We start from the raw sequence: 16,353 nt of genomic DNA, 5'->3' as shown, positions 1-16,353 counted from the left end.
ATTAGGCACGCCGCCAGCGTTCATCCTGAGCCAGGATCAAACTCTCCATAAAAATAATTAACGTTTGATTAGCTCATAAAAATAAGTGTTATCAATAACACGTTGTGTTTATTGGAATTAACGTTGACATATTGTCATTTAGTTTTCAATGTTCATTATCGCGTTACAAGAATTAATTATAACACCTTGTTTGTATCGAGTCAACAACTTTTTTAAAACTAATTTTTTAAGTTTTTTATTTTCTTGACTCAACATTTAACATTCTATAACGTTTCGTCAGATTTAACAAGTACCAAATTTACACTTTATTAAATCTCTCTTTAAACGAGATAAACAATCTCGTTTCGACGACTTTTTTATAATATCAACTTTGCAATTATGAGTCAATGATTATCTTAAATTTTTTAGAAGAAATTTATCAGGCAAGAAGATGATAATTCACTAAATACCTATTTATGTATCGTCTTTTGTCATTTCACAACAAGAAAAGCTAGTAATACAGCTATTTACCAACATATTCACTCCATTAATTTAAGCCATCTATCTTGAAACGAACTTCTTTTATATCAAATTACTTACTCATCATTAACAGTGTTTAAGTCGCTATAAAACACAGTGACCAATAATTATCTTACAATGATTTCAACTGTACTTATTAAACACTAGTTGTCTTGGTTCTAACCTCACACAGTTACCCTATCCTTTTTTCAGCATATATCTATAAATTCTCTACCTTACCACCCACTTTCATTTATTAATGACTGTTTTAATATAGAAGCTCTTATTTCAATCTTACTTTCATACGACCTATATACAGTATTCTACTCCTCTAATTACAACAGCGACCGCAAATTCATTCTCTGCCTTTTTCTACAATTAAAAAACCGAGATCCTTGATGAATGGATCCCGGTAAAGATAAATGTTCTTCAATTACTACACTTACACATCTTTATTCTGACAATCTTTGCATAAACCATAAATTTCCATACGGTGGTGTGACACATCAAATTCAGTTACGTGTTGCGCAAGTTGTTCCACTTCATCTAATAAGGGATAATGGAAATCTACAATCTTACCGCATCTTTCGCAAATCACATGGTAGTGATTGTGCGTATTAAAGTCGAAACGACTTGAAGCATCGCCGTAAGTTAATTCTTTTACGATGCCATTGTCTTTAAATACACGTAAATTATTATAAATTGTAGCTACACTAATATTTGGAAAATCAGGTGAAAGTGCTTGATAGATTTCATCTGCAGTTGGATGTGTATCTGCTGAAATCATGAATCTTAAGATAGCTTGACGCTGTGGCGTGATTCTAATTCCAGCACTTCTTAAAGAAGCAATTGAATCGTCGAGTTGATGTTCAACTGTTTCCATTTCCGCACTCATGTTCTTCACCGTCTTTCTATATAATAATAATTCTTACTTAATATTAATATAACTTTTCGTTCTTGAATGTGTCAATATTTTTATATCTATCAACCTTAGTATCCTTTATTAGGATCCGCCACATTCTCAATTAGTTCGCCGTTATTGAGAAAATGCTTCAAATTCGTCATGAAAATATCTGTTGCTTCATGGTAATTCTCTGTTCCATTACCTGTAATATGTGCGGTAATCGTCACGTTATCCATATCATAGAACGGATGATCTGAATCTAACGGTTCATTTTCAAAAACATCTAAGGTTGCATGACGGATTTCCTCACGTTTCAACATATCAATAAGTACTTTCTCATCTACTATTGTACCACGGCCAACGTTAATGAATAATGCTGAGTCTTTCATTTCTTTAAAATGACGTGCTTCTAATAAATGATATGTGTCCTCTGTTTCAGGTAAAGCATTAATAACGATATCCGCTTCACTAAGTGCCTCATCCAACTCTTCCATGCTGTATGTCTGCTCGAAAAAGTCAGCTGAATGACCAGATGTGTTGACTCCGATATTGGTCACACCCATGACTTCTAGCAAGCGTGCTGTCTTCTGAGCAATCGCACCTGTACCTAAGAATAATACAGTTTCACCCGCTACTCGCTTCCCTGTTAACTTAGAGTCATAGACGTGGTTCTGTTGATTGATGAACGATTGCTTCATATTCTTATAGTCATCTAGGATAAAGGCCAGGATAAATTCAGACATTTGTTTCGCGTGAATACCTCTGCCATTCGTCAGCAATATATTATGTTCTGAAATGTAATCGAGAGGTAAGTTATTCACGCCGGTCGCATACCACGCAATCCACTTTAAGTTCGGACATTTCTTCAAGAATGCTTCATCAACTTGTCCACTATATCCGATGAGAATATCAATATCCTCACATTCTTCATCCTCTACTTGAAAGAGACCTTTCTTGAAACTGAAATCGATGTCTGGAAAGGCGTCTTTCAAACGTTGTTCGCTATCGCCTAAACGCTTTAAACTAACCACTTTCATCTTCAATCACCCCAAAATTGCTTTTAACTCTTCCATTTGTGTCTTTACTTTGACTTTCTCAATGACGTCCATAATTTCTCCGTTTTCATCAATAACGAATGTTGTGCGCACGATTCCCATAGATTCTTTACCAAATGATTTCTTCAATTGGTAGACACCTGTCGCTTCAGAAAGTTGATAATCTTCATCTACTAAAAGGTCAAAGTTCAAATTATGTTTCGCAATAAAGTTCTGATGTTTACGTTTCGTATCTCCACTGATGCCATAAACTTGAACATCTAAATCATTAAACATTTCAATATTATCTCTGAAATCACACGCTTCAGTTGTGCATGTAGGCGTATTATATCTTGGGTAAAAGTATAAAATTGCTTTCTTCCCTTTTAAACTTTCTTTCGTAATTGTTTCTCCATCTTGATTCTCTAATGCAAAGTCTGGAAATTGTTCTCCTTTGGATAACATATACTCACCTGCTTCTTATTATTGTTACAAATATGATACGATAATAGTCGAAAATATAAAATTAAAAGAGGTTGATTAGAATGAATTTTAGTGAAAGCGAAAGACTTCAACACTTTTCTAATGAATATATACTCGGTGGGGTTAACTCACCATCACGCTCATTTAAAGCAGTAGGTGGCGGTGCGCCTATCGTCATGAAGGAAGGTAAAGGTGCCTATCTTTATGATGTAGATGGCAATAAATACATCGACTACTTACAAGCGTACGGTCCAATCATCACTGGACAAGCACATCCTCATATTACGAAAGCAATTCAAGAACAAGCTGCGAAAGGTGTGCTCTATGGTACGCCGACAGAGCTTGAAATTGATTTCGCGAAGAAACTACGTGAAGCAATCCCTTCCCTAGAGAAGATTCGTTTCGTTAACTCTGGTACTGAAGCTGTAATGACAACGACTCGTGTCGCACGTGCATATACGAAACGCAATAAGATTATTAAATTCGCAGGTCAATATCACGGTCACTTCGACCAAGTGCTCGTTGCTGCAGGTAGTGGTCCATCTCAACTTGGCTCTCCTGACTCAGCTGGTGTACCACAAAGTGTCGCTAAAGAAGTTATCACAGTTCCTTACAATGATATTGACGCCTATAAAGAAGCGATCGACCATTGGGGCGACGATGTAGCTGCTGTACTCGTGGAACCTATCGTGGGTAACTTCGGTATGGTCGAACCTCAACCTGGTTTCCTCGAAGAAGTGAACCGCATAACACATGATAATGGCAGTCTCGTTATATACGACGAAGTTATTACGGCTTTCCGCTTCCACTACGGCGCTGCACAAGATCTTTACAAAGTTTATCCAGACTTAACTGCTTTCGGTAAAATTGTTGGCGGCGGACTTCCAATCGGAGGTTACGGTGGCCGTCAAGATATCATGGAACATGTCGCACCATTAGGCCCTGCTTATCAAGCTGGAACGATGGCAGGTAACCCACTCTCTATGAAAGCAGGTATCGCTTTATTAGAAGTACTTGAACAAGATGGTGTGTACGAAGAATTAGACCGTCTCGGTAAACGTCTAGAAGACGGACTTAACGAATTGATTGAGAAACACAATATCACTGCAACTGTGAACCGTGTTTACGGCGCTTTAACGCTCTACTTCACAGACGAAAAAGTTACAAACTATGATCAAGCTGAAGCAGCAGATGCTGAAGCATTCTCAGAATTCTTCAACCATATGTTACGCCAAGGCATTAACTTAGCGCCGTCTAAGTTCGAGGCGTGGTTCTTAACGACTGAACACACAGATGAAGACATTGACAAAACGTTAGAAGCAGCCGACTACGCCTTTAGTCAGATGAAATAATATTGACCTTTCGCTATAATCGTTGTATAACAAAATAATAACTTTAATATTAAGATGATATAGAAAGGAGCGAGATATTTGAAGTTAGGCGCTAGAATTATAAAGACCGGCATCGCGATTATGCTTGCTTTATTTATCGCTTCTTTCTTACCTAAAGACGCTGGAATTAAAGCAATCGCGGGTGTCAGTGCCGTCGTAGCGATGCAGCCCAGCGTCTTTCGCTCTATCAAGACGATTTCGGATCAAGCGATAGGTAACGTCATCGGAGCATCGCTGGCTGTTGCGATGGTCTTTATGTTTGGTCAGCATATTATCATTATGGGCGTGACCGTTGTCTTACTCATAGCGATATTATTCCGCTTCAAACTTGCACACGTTGCGACGCTGGCGAGTGTCACTGCATTGATTATTATGGGACAACAAACTGGCTCGTTCTATGTCTCAGCGTTCTATCGCTTTGTGATGGTCATGATTGGTGTGCTCAGCTCTTCCATCGTAAATCTTATCTTCTTGCCACCGAAATTTGAATCTAAGATTTACTATAACGCTTTGAATATCACATCTGATATCTTCGTGTGGTTCAAACTTGTACTGAATGATACCTCTGAATATCATAATATTAAAGAAGATAGAGGATTAATTCGAGAGCGCTTAGAGCGTTTAGAGCAAACATTCTCCTACTATGAGGAAGAACGTTCTTGGACTAAAAAGCAAGCGTATGCACAAAATCGTAAGAAGATCTTATTTAAAGAAGTAGTTCGCAGTACACGTAAAGCCTATGAAGTACTCAAACGCATGAATCGTTATCAAAATGATTTGCATAACTTAAATCAAAGTTTGTTGCTGCAGATTAAACTCGAGCTGGATTCACTCATCACTTATCATGAACAAATCTTTATCAGTTTATCTAAAAAAGCGCGTTACGACGCCCGTCAATTGGATAGTCAGATTGAGAATCCACAGAAGAAAGAATTAATCGATGCGTTCTTTAACGATATTACTAATAATCCAGTACCTGAAGACTACTCGTCAGCAAATGTCATGCAGATTGTCTCAAGTATTGAAGAGTATCGTTACACACTCGAACATCTAGACCGTTTACGTATCAGTTTCTTCTCATACCACCACAATGATAATGAAATTGATATATTAGACGAGGATTTCGATTTATAGTTATTAATTTGAATATAATATCCTAATCAAAAAAGCCTGTAGAGTGACGAAGATCTTACCATCTTCAACTCTACAGGCTTTGTATTATTATAAATCTTGAATTCTGAATAAATGCTCGTAAGCACCTTTTTTCTCTAATAATTCTCGGTGTGTACCTGTTTCGACGATTTGTCCATCTTCCATGACTACAATTTTATCTGCATGGGTAATCGTTGATAAACGATGGGCAACAATTAATGTCGTACGGTCACGACTCAAGACATTTAACGCATCTTGGATAATCGCTTCACTCTCTAAATCAAGCGCACTCGTTGCTTCGTCCAAGATGATAATTGGCGGATTATTGAGGAAGATACGCGCGATAGAAATACGCTGTTTCTGACCTCCTGAAAGCTTCACGCCACGTTCACCGACTTCTGTATCGTAACCATCCGACAATGTCATAATAAAGTCGTGGGCATTCGCTTTCTTAGCTGCATCCACAATTTCCTCTTCAGTCGCATCAGGTTTACCCAACAGGATGTTCTCTCGAATAGTATCTGAGAAGAGTACATTATCTTGTTGGACGAGACCAATTTGATGACGTAAGCTCCCTGTTAAGAACTCTTTCAAGTTATGACCATCAATTGTAATCTCACCTTTAAGCGTGTCATAGAACCGAGGAATGAGATTGATAAGGGTCGATTTACCTCCCCCACTCATACCGACGAAAGCAACCGTTTGCCCTTGTTCGATATCCAGATTGATATCCTTTAAGATCATAGACTCGTCTTCATTATATTTAAAATACACGTGGTTCATTTGAATGTTACCGTGCTCAATTGGAATCGGCTGCGCACCGATATTATTTTTAATATCATAGTCCTCATCCATCAATTGGAAGACACGGTCCATAGATGCGAAACTTTGTGTCAATGTAGTAAATGATGACACGAGACGTCTCAACGGACCGAAGAGTTGCTCTAGATATCCGACGAACGCCGCTAGAGTACCCACTGTGATTGAACCGTTAATCGCGAGGTACGCCCCTACACCAATGACGATAAGGGGTCCAAGATCCGTCACTGTGTTGATCGCCGCAAAGGAGTTCGCGTTCCAACGTGTATGTGTAAAAGCACGATGTAAGAAGTGTTTGTTATGCTTATCAAAGTTCTCCGCTTCATTGTCTTCAATGGCGAAACTTTTAATCACGGACATCCCTTGCACACGCTCGTGTAGAAAGCCTTGTACTTCAGCTAAAGCTTGCGATCTCTTGCGCGTCAAGCGTCTCAAACGGCCGAAGAAGAAATATACTGTAAGAATGTAGAATGGGAAGATAAAGATTGCTGCTAGCGTCAACTTAATGTCCAAGACGAACATAATCGTCAGTGCAATAACGATTGTGACACAGTCGAGCCAGATGTTCATCAATCCCGTTAAGATAAAGTCTTTCGTTTGTTCCACGTCATTAATCACGCGTGAAATAATTTGCCCCGCTTGATTATTTGCGTAGAATCGTGCGCTTAACGCTTGTAAGTGATGATAAAGTTTCTTACGAATATCATATAATATCTTGTTACTTGTCCATTGAGCCAAATATTGACGTAAGTATTCAATAGGCGGTCGAATTACCGCGAAGATAAACACGGCAATACCTAATGCAATCGCTAAACGAATGAATTTATCGTGATTCGTTAGCGTGTGATTATCGATGACCCCATCAATGACGTATTTAATCAATAATGGTATGAGCATAGGTATACCGAATTTAATAATACCGATAATAATCGTGGCAATTATACGCCAACGATACGGCTTAACAAATTCGAGATATCTTCGAATCATGATGAGTCCCCCACTTTCATCAAAGTGAAACGGGAGTGAAACCACTTTGAGCTCTTGATTTCAACTCAAGTTTCACCCCCGCAAGTAAGATGTACGGCTGAGATTCAAACCTCATTACAATGTACATCTGCATTTGCGTTGAATTAGAATCATTTAAGGTTGTGTTGAGATGTATGCCCTGATGATCTCAACTCTAAGATACATTTCTTAAGTTATTTAACGGATATGACTTAAGAAGTAACTTCAACCTTGTTAACGACATTGTTATCACTATATCGAATTTGATTCTTAAACGCATGGATATTGCTTATAATTTAAGCAACTCTATTCTTTATAAGTATAAATTACTACCGCAATAATATGTTTCCTTAATAATTACGTACTTTACGATATCGTTCTCGCCAAATCTTGATGAAATCCGGCGCAAACGGACCTTTCTTCTGTTCTATCCACTGTTGAAGTATGTCTACATTTCTACGTAATATGAGATCAATGTCATCTGGATAGTTCATCTGACGCATATGTTGCTCATATTCATCCTCATCTAGTAAATGGTATTTGCCATTTGGATAAACTTTAATATCTAAATCATAGTCGATGTATTTCAACGCTTCTTCATCGCAAACGAATGGCGAGGATAAATTACAATAGTAATACACGCCGTCTTCTCTAAACATGCAGATCACATTGAACCAGTATTCAGAATGAAAGTAGACGATAGCTGGTTCTCGAGTAATCCAAGTTCGGCCATCACTTTCAGTTACTAACGTATGGTCATTACCACCAATCACGACATGATCTGTTCCTTTCAAGATTGTCGTTTCAGACCATACTCTATGGATATTTCCATCATGTTTGTAACTTTGAATCTTGATATTCTGGCCTTCGCTAGGTATGGATTCTTTCACCATCTTCCACACCACCCTTATAATTTATTCACATTCAAGATTATAACATAGCCTGTCACTCACTCCGAGCATTACCGATTATCGTATTGTGAGAGATATTTCTTAAATATTTTCGTCATACTTACCGGAAAGTTGAATGTCTCCTTAGAATCGACCGACATCCACGTCATATTGTCTGGTAACTCAAGTTGATTCTGATTCACAGGTTGTTGTAATACGTATACCGACATGTCCCAAGTGAGATGAGTGAATTGATGTTTAAGTTGCATGAGGTGTTGTGCATCCCATGCATATCCTTCGCCTAACCACGTTTGAAGTTCATGAGATTGTTGGGTTTCATACATCGGAAATTCCCACATCCCATTAAGTAACCTTTCCTGTCTTTGCTCCACGAGTATCTCACCTTGCTCATTCACTATGATAAAAACATCCAACTTTTTCGTTTTCTTTTTCACCTTTTTCGTTTTGACCGGTAAATCAAGCACTGTGCCAGCATGAAAAGCCGAGCAGTGTTCTTGCACAGGACAGAATAAACATAATGGTGATTTCGGCGTGCACACGAGAGCACCCAGTTCCATCATTGCTTGATTGAATTGACCTGCTTCACTTTCCACATAAGGTTGTAATTCTTGTTCAAACGCCTTTCTTGTGGATTGTAACTTTGTATCCCGTGTATCATTGTTCAAGCGTGACCACACACGAAAGACGTTACCGTCCACAGTAGGTAATGGATAATCGAAAGCGATACTCATTACTGCTGCTTGTGTATACGGCCCCACACCTTTCAAAGCCTTAAAGTCTTCTGGATTTCTAGGCACTGTGCCTTGATATGTATGATGTACTTCCTTTACTGCTTGGTGAAAATTACGGGCACGACTATAATAACCGAGACCTTCCCATAACTTTAATACCTCATCCTCCCGCGCTTCACTTAAATCCTCAATAGTAGGGAAGCGTTCAATAAAACGTCGATAATAATCTCTGACAGTATTTACTTGGGTTTGTTGAAGCATCACTTCGCTTAACCAAATATAATAAGGATTGCTCGTTTCACGCCAAGGCATTTCGCGCTGATTAGCGTCAAACCATTCCAATAAATCTTGTTTAAAGGTTGCTTCTTGTAACATAAATTGACTGACTCACTTTCCTTCTATGTTTATTTACATAATACTATGCGCAGTTATTTCGTTTTCCAAATAAATAGATTATAATATTTACTAGACAAACTGAAATGAAATGAGTGAACGATATGGATACAGCTACACACATAGCAATGGGTGTAGGCTTAACGGCAATTGCCACTCAAGATCCGGCGATGGCAGGTTCCTTTGCAGCCACAGCCACAACATTAATCGCTGGATCGTTAATACCAGATAGTGATACTGTATTGAAATTGAAAGATAATGCGACTTATATTGCGAATCATCGCGGTATCACACACTCTATACCCTTTACAATACTCTGGCCCATATTGCTATCGCTGCTGGTGTTTGTGTTCTTCAAACACGTTGATGTTACCCACGTATGGATGTGGGCACAATTAGCGGTCTTTCTACACGTCTTCGTAGACATCTTTAACTCATACGGCACCCAAGCGTTGCGGCCAATTACGAATAAATGGATACAGCTCAGTGTTATTAATACCTTTGATCCGATCATCTTTATCATCTTGTGTTTAGGCATCGTGATATGGCTCTTCGGAGTTCACCCATTCGTCGTATTCTTTCCAATCATCGCCATTCTGTTCCTATACTATATCATACGTTTCAGAATGCAAGCGATGTTGAAGAGACAAGCACTTAAGGCGATTCAGGAAGAGCACAATCCGGTCAAAGTCTTCGTAGCTCCGACGATGAAATTTATGGAATGGCGTATCGCGATTCAAACAGACCAATATGATTATGTAGGTCGGAGTTATGGACGAAATATTGTTTTTAGTGATAAAACGAAACGTGAATCCTTACCAAGTTCTGATTTCATGAAATACGTTAAAGACGATGTGAATATTAAAACGTTCTTAAACTTCTCTTCAATTTATCGTTGGCAAGCAACACCACAAGAAGATGGTTCGACAGAAATTCGTCTAATCGATTTGAGATATTTAAAGAACGGGCATTATTCATTTGTAGCAATTGCGCATTTAACACAAGATCACACGATCGATCATTCATATATCGGTTGGGTATTTAGTGAAGAAAAATTACAGAAGAAGTTATACGCACATTAGTAGTTAGGATAAATAAAAATTCGTTTATTTATCTTAATGAGATGATCATATTTAAATTAAGCTGAATGATTGAACTTAAATAAGAGCTCAGAATGTTATTGCCACATTCTGAGCTCTTATTGTTTACTTGTATTCTGAGGTTTCTACACTTCGTTTTATCTGCTCTCGAACCGTTTTATCTACAGTTTGAGTCGACTTTGAATTTGTATCAGTAGAACTGCCTATTTTATTTCCCTGCCCTACTTGTTCCTCATGAGGTTCTTGATTAACAGAGCGTTCTCTTGTTGTCTCTTTTTTATCTTTATCCTCTACTTTGCCTGCTTTATTTTTACTATTACCTCTGCTAGTCTCGTCGTCCATCTCATCACTATGGGGTGTAACTTCGAATTTATGATAAGCCACATAGCGGTTTAATGCATAAATCACTACGAAACCTATTGCGATAAGCAAGCACTCATAAAGATGATATGCGATGTTACTTACACTTGTTAGTCCAATGACGTTCGCCTCCGCAGAACCCTTAACTAAATAACAAACGGGGTTCAGCATAATGAGGTGCGTCCAAACTGAACCGGTGTGACTCGGTATATAAAGGATCGGTACGAGTAGAAAACTAATAATGACTAAACTATAGAATAGAATACGCGTACGTCGATAAAGGACAGCGAGTAGTCCGAGAATACTTGCAACGACAAACATCAATGGTAACGACATTACGCCGTATAAAATAGTGCCAAAGACAGAGCTATCGATATTGACAGGTGTTGTCAGTAGGATGATTAAGTTAATCACCCACATGAGCACGGCATAAATAACTGAAATTAATGCGACATGAAAGTAAGGTGACATCTTAAACATCTTCATGACTACCACATCTTGTTTAAAGTAGTAGTAGGCATGTCGCACACCGGCCCAGAAGAAGATAAACGTTGTGAGTCCAGTTAATCGATAATACCATCTCGCAACCGTAATATCGGTTATACCCGCCACTTTCGTTACTATGACTAACAGGATGAGTAAGATGAGTGCGACAGCTGCTGGTAAAGCAAACCACCGCCATTGTTTCGCAATGCGCGCTTTACTCAGTTCCCACAGATTAGGAATCGTTTTATAAAAATTTATCAATTCATCTATCATGTTACGCACCTACAATTCAATATATAACCATTTATTGTGTTTCAGGTCAGCAATATAGTAACCATCGTCTGATTTCGTTATCCAAGTATTTCCTTTAATATCGAATTTCTGCTTTAATTTTGATTTATCCGTCATTGGATAAACGAAGCCAGTGAGCTTATTCTCATCATTGAATAACATTGAAATTGGTTGTTCCGTCACAGGTACTACGAGACGATTATTCTTACCTTTCTCCGGTACAAGTGAGTCGGTCACTTTTTTATGTTGTTGATGTAAATGACTGTTATAGTACTCGTAATAATTGCTATAACTTTTACCCATGTAAGTTGAAAGGGTGTCGCGACTATGTTTTTCGTATAAACCTGCTGGATCAAAGTAACGCACATCATTTTTAGAAATCTGATAATGCTTACCATCGATATCTACGCGATAATGTTTACTGTTCTCACCGGTAATCGTTAACAAGCTGTAACGCGTAGCTTGACGATTGGCTGTATGATGCAAGCCTTTTAAAGTAATATGAGAATTGAGTAACACACCATATGCCAGCTTGTCCTCAAATGAATGTGCCTGCTGGTTCTGAATCGTTTCTTGATCCGTGTTCTTTGGCATAGGGATGACACCTAAGTTCGCGAACATTAACGCCACCATCAATAAGGCTCCTACTGTAAAAGTAATGAGCAATGTCCAAAATCGTGTTAAAGCTACAGGTGGTTTGGCATGATTGTAGCGTTCCACCCGTTTAAAGTTATATGTGAGTTCCGGCATGTGGCTACGGCTCGCTTTCCAATCATGGTCAAACGTCTCATGCTCTTCTTCAGTACTGAGAGATTGGCGGTCTTTCTCATGCTCTTGAAAGACGGGTAATAGTTGCCTGATTGAACCTTCTTTACGCAACTGACCATGCGAAATCCATGCAAGATAGTTTGTCACTTGCGGAAGCCGTTGTATATCGTCATCGATCACAACCATGGTCAGATTGTCATTTATGTATTCACGTGATAAGTTAATAGCTTCGTCAAAGAAGTGTTCGTTTAGATGTCGAATGACTTGATTAAAGATCAATATACTTGAGTGTGACGTACGTGCCAACCCAAAGAGCAGCTGTGCATATTCACTATCACTTAATCGACAAACTTGAACGTCGCTCTTGTCAGCGAGATGGGCATACTTCAAGATTTGACTGACTTTATGGTCATTCACTTTAACAGGAAACATCTTCACACTTTGAGCGACGAGATCCCGCACAGTTTCTGTATGTAAATGTTTATCGTGAATATCTCCATAGTATAAATCGGTACGCAATATGTACTTCCCTTTATCTGGCTTCGTTTCTCCAGCCAGGATACTACCGAGCACTTCCTTTGAAGACTGCGGTTCCCCTAGAATACCAAGCGCTTCCCCCTCATAAATATGTAAGCTAATATTATTAAGCTCGATATCCTCCGCTTCGTAACCAAAGGGCGCATACCACTTTTTTGATTGTTGATTTCTATAGTAATGCGTTACATTCAGTAACTTTAATATAATCGAACTACCCATCCTATTTCATCCTTCTATATTTGTAGTAATGCTAAAGGTAAACCTTCTTCAGGTTGGTTGCTGTTAATACGATATCCCCATGCGAAGACGCCTTTTAACCGCTCCACTTTGAAATACCCTTCAGAACCATCGTTCAACTTATAAATACGCCCCAGTTGTACTTTGTCTCTATCGACAAGATAACTTTCTGCAACAATCGTTTTGCTCACATAAACGTCGTATTCATTATAAATTCCATTCATTTCTGCTTTACGCATCTTTTCTTTATAGCCTTGAATTTCATGACGAATTTCTTGTTCCGTCATCTCACTCAATTTCTTCTGTTCCATTTGTAATACCACTTTCTTCTAATTTTGTCTTAATTTTATCATAACTATACCCTTTTCTCATAAGAGCTTCTATCGTTTTCATGCGACATTGATTTCCATCGTATTTGCGCGCGTACTTGCTGTAGGCCTTTTCCAAGTCTTTCTGCAGTAACTCGTCCACGACCGCTTCATCTTGTGAAAAGTCCATTTCTTGGAAAGCGCGATCAATCATCTCAAAAGTATAACCTTTCTGAAGAAGCGATTGTTTCACTTTGGCTTGAACTTTAGCTGGTGGCCCTTTCTTCTGGCGCAGAATCTTCTCAGCCACCTTTAAGACTTGGTCTAAGGGCAATTCTTCTTCATACCGCGCGGTGTAGTCCTCAATAAGATGTGTTTCAATACCTGCTTGATAGAGTTTCTGTTTATATACTTCAGGTCCTTTATCTGAAGTTTGAATCATAGTATTCTTTAAACTTTCCGCATAATCTTCATGATCGATGAGCTTCTGTTCATAGCAGAATGCGATGACTTTCGCTATCACCGGTTCGCTTATCTCTTGATCGCTGAGATGCTTGACCACCTCACGCTCAGAACGTTTGCGATATGAAATATAGTTAATCGCACTATTAATCCCTTGTCGATATTGCTCATAGGATTGGATGTCTGCCATTGCTGCTGGTGACACCTCTTGGTTCTTCTTCAAGTTAAAATGCGCGAGTGTATTGATATCGATCCCCATCTCAAATTCACCATCGAGATAGAGATTAAAGCGTTCTGTATTCTTTCGTTGAACTTCTATCTTGGTAATCTTTGGCATAGGTCTCACTCCACCTTTTAGAATAACGCATCAGCGCTTCATTTTGAATGATGCACTAATGGTATAATGATAGATCATCAAGTGCAAATTATAGCACAAGCATATTATGAAACTACCATGCGAAGTCCTCAATCGTAATCTTAGATAATTCCGAGCTGTTGAATGGCTTCTTCATATTGTTTATCTGAAATGAAGTCTTGTTGTTTCATCTTCTCAAGATTCACTTTCACTCTGTTTTTAAAGTTGTCCGACATATCGTTAATGTCATACACGCTCGGTGCATTAATTTTACTAGCCAAAATCGCACTCTGCAGTACAGTGATCTTCGGCATAGCTGAATTATTACTGTTCGTCGTTACACCAAAGTAATGATTCGCCGCACCTTCGACTGTGTATTGATCATCTCCGAAATAAATATTATTCATATAAAAGCTCAGAATTTGGTCTTTATCGTAGTTCTTTTCAACACGATGCGCTACACACAATTCTTTAACTTTACGTGTAAATGACCGCTCATTATCGTAAAAATAATTCTTCACCACTTGCTGAGTAATCGTACTTCCGCCTTGGACATTACGGTCACTTAAGGTCGAAAATAATGCACGCGAGGTCCCTTTCACATCGAAACCGTGGTGATGATAGAAGCGTTCATCTTCCATAGCGATAAACGCACCTTTCGTATAAGACGGCATATCTTTCGCACTGACGAAAGATGGTTTGTCCTCAATCGACTCTAAGTCTTTAACATTTGCGGATAGAGAGAAATAATACATCGCACCGATAAAAATCCCAGCAATGATAATCAGAAGGAGTAAGAGCTTGGCTACTAGCCCCATTCCTTTCTTCTGACGCTTAGGCTTCCCAACAGGTTGATAATACGTATTATATTTGGGTGAATGTCTCTGTTCACTTGATGTATAAGTCGGCTTTAATCGTTCACTTCGTTTCATCCGCTAACTCCTTTAACATAATCACTCTTATTATAAGCGAGTTTAGCAACACTTTACATCTATATCTACTCTATCTTGGAAAAATCAGTCCAGGGGCCTAGCTATTGATGTAGGTAGATCAATAGCTGCAACCCCTCTTCAACAGCATAAAAAGGGAGAACTTCACGATTGAAATTCTCCCTTAACGAAAGATTGATTTATACTTCCTTGAATATAACTATAATGAATCCTTAGTTATTGATTAACCATTAAGTTGATTAACGATTTCTTTATTGAAGTCATCTAAATCGTCAGGAGTACGGCTAGTAACGATGTTGTTGTCTACTACAACTGATTCGTCAACGACTTGAGCTCCTGCGTTAGATAAGTCTTTGCGTACGTTTAATACTGCTGTTAACGTACGACCTTTTAAGTCATCTGTATCGATTAAGATTTGTGGACCGTGGCAGATTGCAAATGCTGGCACGTCATTTGTAGTGAAGTATTTAGCAAATGCGCCAAAGCGTTGTTCAGAGTCACCTCTTAAGTGGTCTGGAGAGAAACCACCAGGGATTAATAATGCATCATATTCTTCAGCTTTCGCTTCACTGATTCCACGATCTACAGTGATTTTAGTACCGTGTTTACCTACAATTTCACTTGCAGCTTCGAAACCTACAACTTCAGTTTCGTGTCCTGCTTCTTCAATAGCTTCTTTAGGACTAGTTAATTCAACATCTTCAAATTCGTCTGTTGCAATAATTGCTACTTTTTTAGCCATTACGACATCACCTTTCTCTTCTTTGTATATAGTTATGTAATATCCAAATGTTTGAAAGGTTAAACATACAAGTTAAGTCAGAATTAATTGAGACTAAGACAAAATTAAAACTTATTAATTTTCAATGTTATAACTCTCGCTTGCTTGGGAGAAGCACAGAAATCTATGATTTCGTAGTGCTCCCCCCGTAAAGTTGACTAGAGTTCGAGAAAGCGTTAGCCATCTCGAATTCAGTCAGCAACTGCGTAGGACCACACTCAACTAATTCTTTTCGCTGGGAGAAAGACAGAAATCTTTGATTTCGTGGTCTTTCCCCCGCAATGAGAGCTAGAATTCATATGAGTAAAACCCATATGAATGCAGATCTCTACTGCGTCTCTTAAAGTATTTCATCTACATTACGCAGCTCGAAGAATGGGTTTTCGTTGTGGTCTAA

The 16,353-nt window shown here is 38.6% G+C and carries 15 protein-coding genes; 3 read left to right on the top strand and 12 right to left on the bottom strand.

Annotated elements, in window-relative coordinates:
- Positions 1 to 940: 940 nt before the first annotated feature.
- From perR to bcp, 3 genes are all read right to left on the bottom strand, one after another.
- Positions 941 to 1,393 (bottom strand): peroxide-responsive transcriptional repressor PerR, encoded by a 453-nt coding sequence (perR, locus tag CD039_RS06235; RefSeq protein WP_103371568.1) that lies wholly within the window; start codon positions 1,391 to 1,393, stop codon positions 941 to 943.
- 95 nt (positions 1,394 to 1,488) lie between these two features.
- Positions 1,489 to 2,439, bottom strand: coding sequence for a phosphoglycerate dehydrogenase (locus CD039_RS06230; RefSeq protein WP_103371567.1), 951 nt, complete (start codon positions 2,437 to 2,439; stop codon positions 1,489 to 1,491).
- A gap of 6 nt (positions 2,440 to 2,445) precedes the next feature.
- On the bottom strand, positions 2,446 to 2,901 hold the full coding sequence (gene bcp / locus CD039_RS06225) for a thioredoxin-dependent thiol peroxidase (protein ID WP_103371566.1): 456 nt from the start codon (positions 2,899 to 2,901) through the stop codon (positions 2,446 to 2,448).
- 80 nt (positions 2,902 to 2,981) lie between these two features.
- Between bcp and CD039_RS06220 the strand changes: the two genes are divergently transcribed.
- Together CD039_RS06220 and CD039_RS06215 are read left to right on the top strand one after the other, a co-directional pair.
- The gene (locus tag CD039_RS06220; protein WP_049409269.1) at positions 2,982 to 4,271 is read left to right on the top strand and encodes a glutamate-1-semialdehyde 2,1-aminomutase; all 1,290 of its coding nucleotides are present in this window, start codon (positions 2,982 to 2,984) and stop codon (positions 4,269 to 4,271) included.
- Between the two features lie 78 nt (positions 4,272 to 4,349).
- The gene (locus CD039_RS06215) at positions 4,350 to 5,444 is read left to right on the top strand and encodes an FUSC family protein (RefSeq protein ID WP_103371565.1); all 1,095 of its coding nucleotides are present in this window, start codon (positions 4,350 to 4,352) and stop codon (positions 5,442 to 5,444) included.
- An 87-nt stretch (positions 5,445 to 5,531) separates the two neighbouring features.
- Here CD039_RS06215 and CD039_RS06210 read toward each other — a convergent pair whose 3' ends face one another.
- The 3 genes from CD039_RS06210 to mutY form a co-directional block, all read right to left on the bottom strand.
- The gene (locus CD039_RS06210) at positions 5,532 to 7,268 is read right to left on the bottom strand and encodes an ABC transporter ATP-binding protein (protein ID WP_103371564.1); all 1,737 of its coding nucleotides are present in this window, start codon (positions 7,266 to 7,268) and stop codon (positions 5,532 to 5,534) included.
- Positions 7,269 to 7,636: 368 nt separating this feature from the next.
- Positions 7,637 to 8,179, bottom strand: coding sequence for a nucleoside tri-diphosphate phosphatase (gene ntdP, locus CD039_RS06205; protein ID WP_002473028.1), 543 nt, complete (start codon positions 8,177 to 8,179; stop codon positions 7,637 to 7,639).
- A 68-nt stretch (positions 8,180 to 8,247) separates the two neighbouring features.
- Entirely contained in the window at positions 8,248 to 9,303 is a 1,056-nt protein-coding gene (mutY, locus tag CD039_RS06200) for an A/G-specific adenine glycosylase (protein WP_103371563.1), read from the bottom strand.
- A 122-nt stretch (positions 9,304 to 9,425) separates the two neighbouring features.
- Here mutY and CD039_RS06195 point away from each other — a divergent pair, with 122 nt between their 5' ends.
- Positions 9,426 to 10,403: a metal-dependent hydrolase gene (locus CD039_RS06195; RefSeq protein ID WP_103371562.1), complete on the top strand. Its 978-nt coding sequence runs from the start codon at positions 9,426 to 9,428 to the stop codon at positions 10,401 to 10,403.
- Positions 10,404 to 10,526: 123 nt separating this feature from the next.
- On the opposite strand, the gene CD039_RS06190 is transcribed toward CD039_RS06195, so the two are convergent.
- The 6 genes from CD039_RS06190 to CD039_RS06165 form a co-directional block, all read right to left on the bottom strand.
- The gene (locus CD039_RS06190) at positions 10,527 to 11,540 is read right to left on the bottom strand and encodes a hypothetical protein (protein WP_103371561.1); all 1,014 of its coding nucleotides are present in this window, start codon (positions 11,538 to 11,540) and stop codon (positions 10,527 to 10,529) included.
- Between the two features lie 9 nt (positions 11,541 to 11,549).
- On the bottom strand, positions 11,550 to 13,082 hold the full coding sequence (locus tag CD039_RS06185; RefSeq protein WP_103371560.1) for an ATP-binding cassette domain-containing protein: 1,533 nt from the start codon (positions 13,080 to 13,082) through the stop codon (positions 11,550 to 11,552).
- Positions 13,083 to 13,096: 14 nt separating this feature from the next.
- Positions 13,097 to 13,411 (bottom strand): YfhH family protein, encoded by a 315-nt coding sequence (locus CD039_RS06180; protein ID WP_002473025.1) that lies wholly within the window; start codon positions 13,409 to 13,411, stop codon positions 13,097 to 13,099.
- Entirely contained in the window at positions 13,389 to 14,207 is an 819-nt protein-coding gene (recX, locus tag CD039_RS06175) for a recombination regulator RecX (protein ID WP_103371559.1), read from the bottom strand. Before recX ends, CD039_RS06180 begins: the two co-directional genes overlap by 23 nt.
- 140 nt (positions 14,208 to 14,347) lie before the next feature.
- Positions 14,348 to 15,157, bottom strand: coding sequence for a monofunctional peptidoglycan glycosyltransferase SgtB (gene sgtB, locus CD039_RS06170; RefSeq protein ID WP_103371558.1), 810 nt, complete (start codon positions 15,155 to 15,157; stop codon positions 14,348 to 14,350).
- A gap of 241 nt (positions 15,158 to 15,398) precedes the next feature.
- Positions 15,399 to 15,917, bottom strand: a complete 519-nt coding sequence (locus tag CD039_RS06165; protein WP_103371557.1) for a type 1 glutamine amidotransferase domain-containing protein — start codon at positions 15,915 to 15,917, stop codon at positions 15,399 to 15,401.
- Positions 15,918 to 16,353 lie beyond the last annotated feature (436 nt).

Origin of the sequence: Staphylococcus argensis (assembly GCF_002902305.1) — a bacterium.
Classification (GTDB): domain Bacteria; phylum Bacillota; class Bacilli; order Staphylococcales; family Staphylococcaceae; genus Staphylococcus; species Staphylococcus argensis.
Note: the sequence above shows the minus strand (reverse complement) of the source record. Positions and strands in the feature narration are given on the sequence as shown.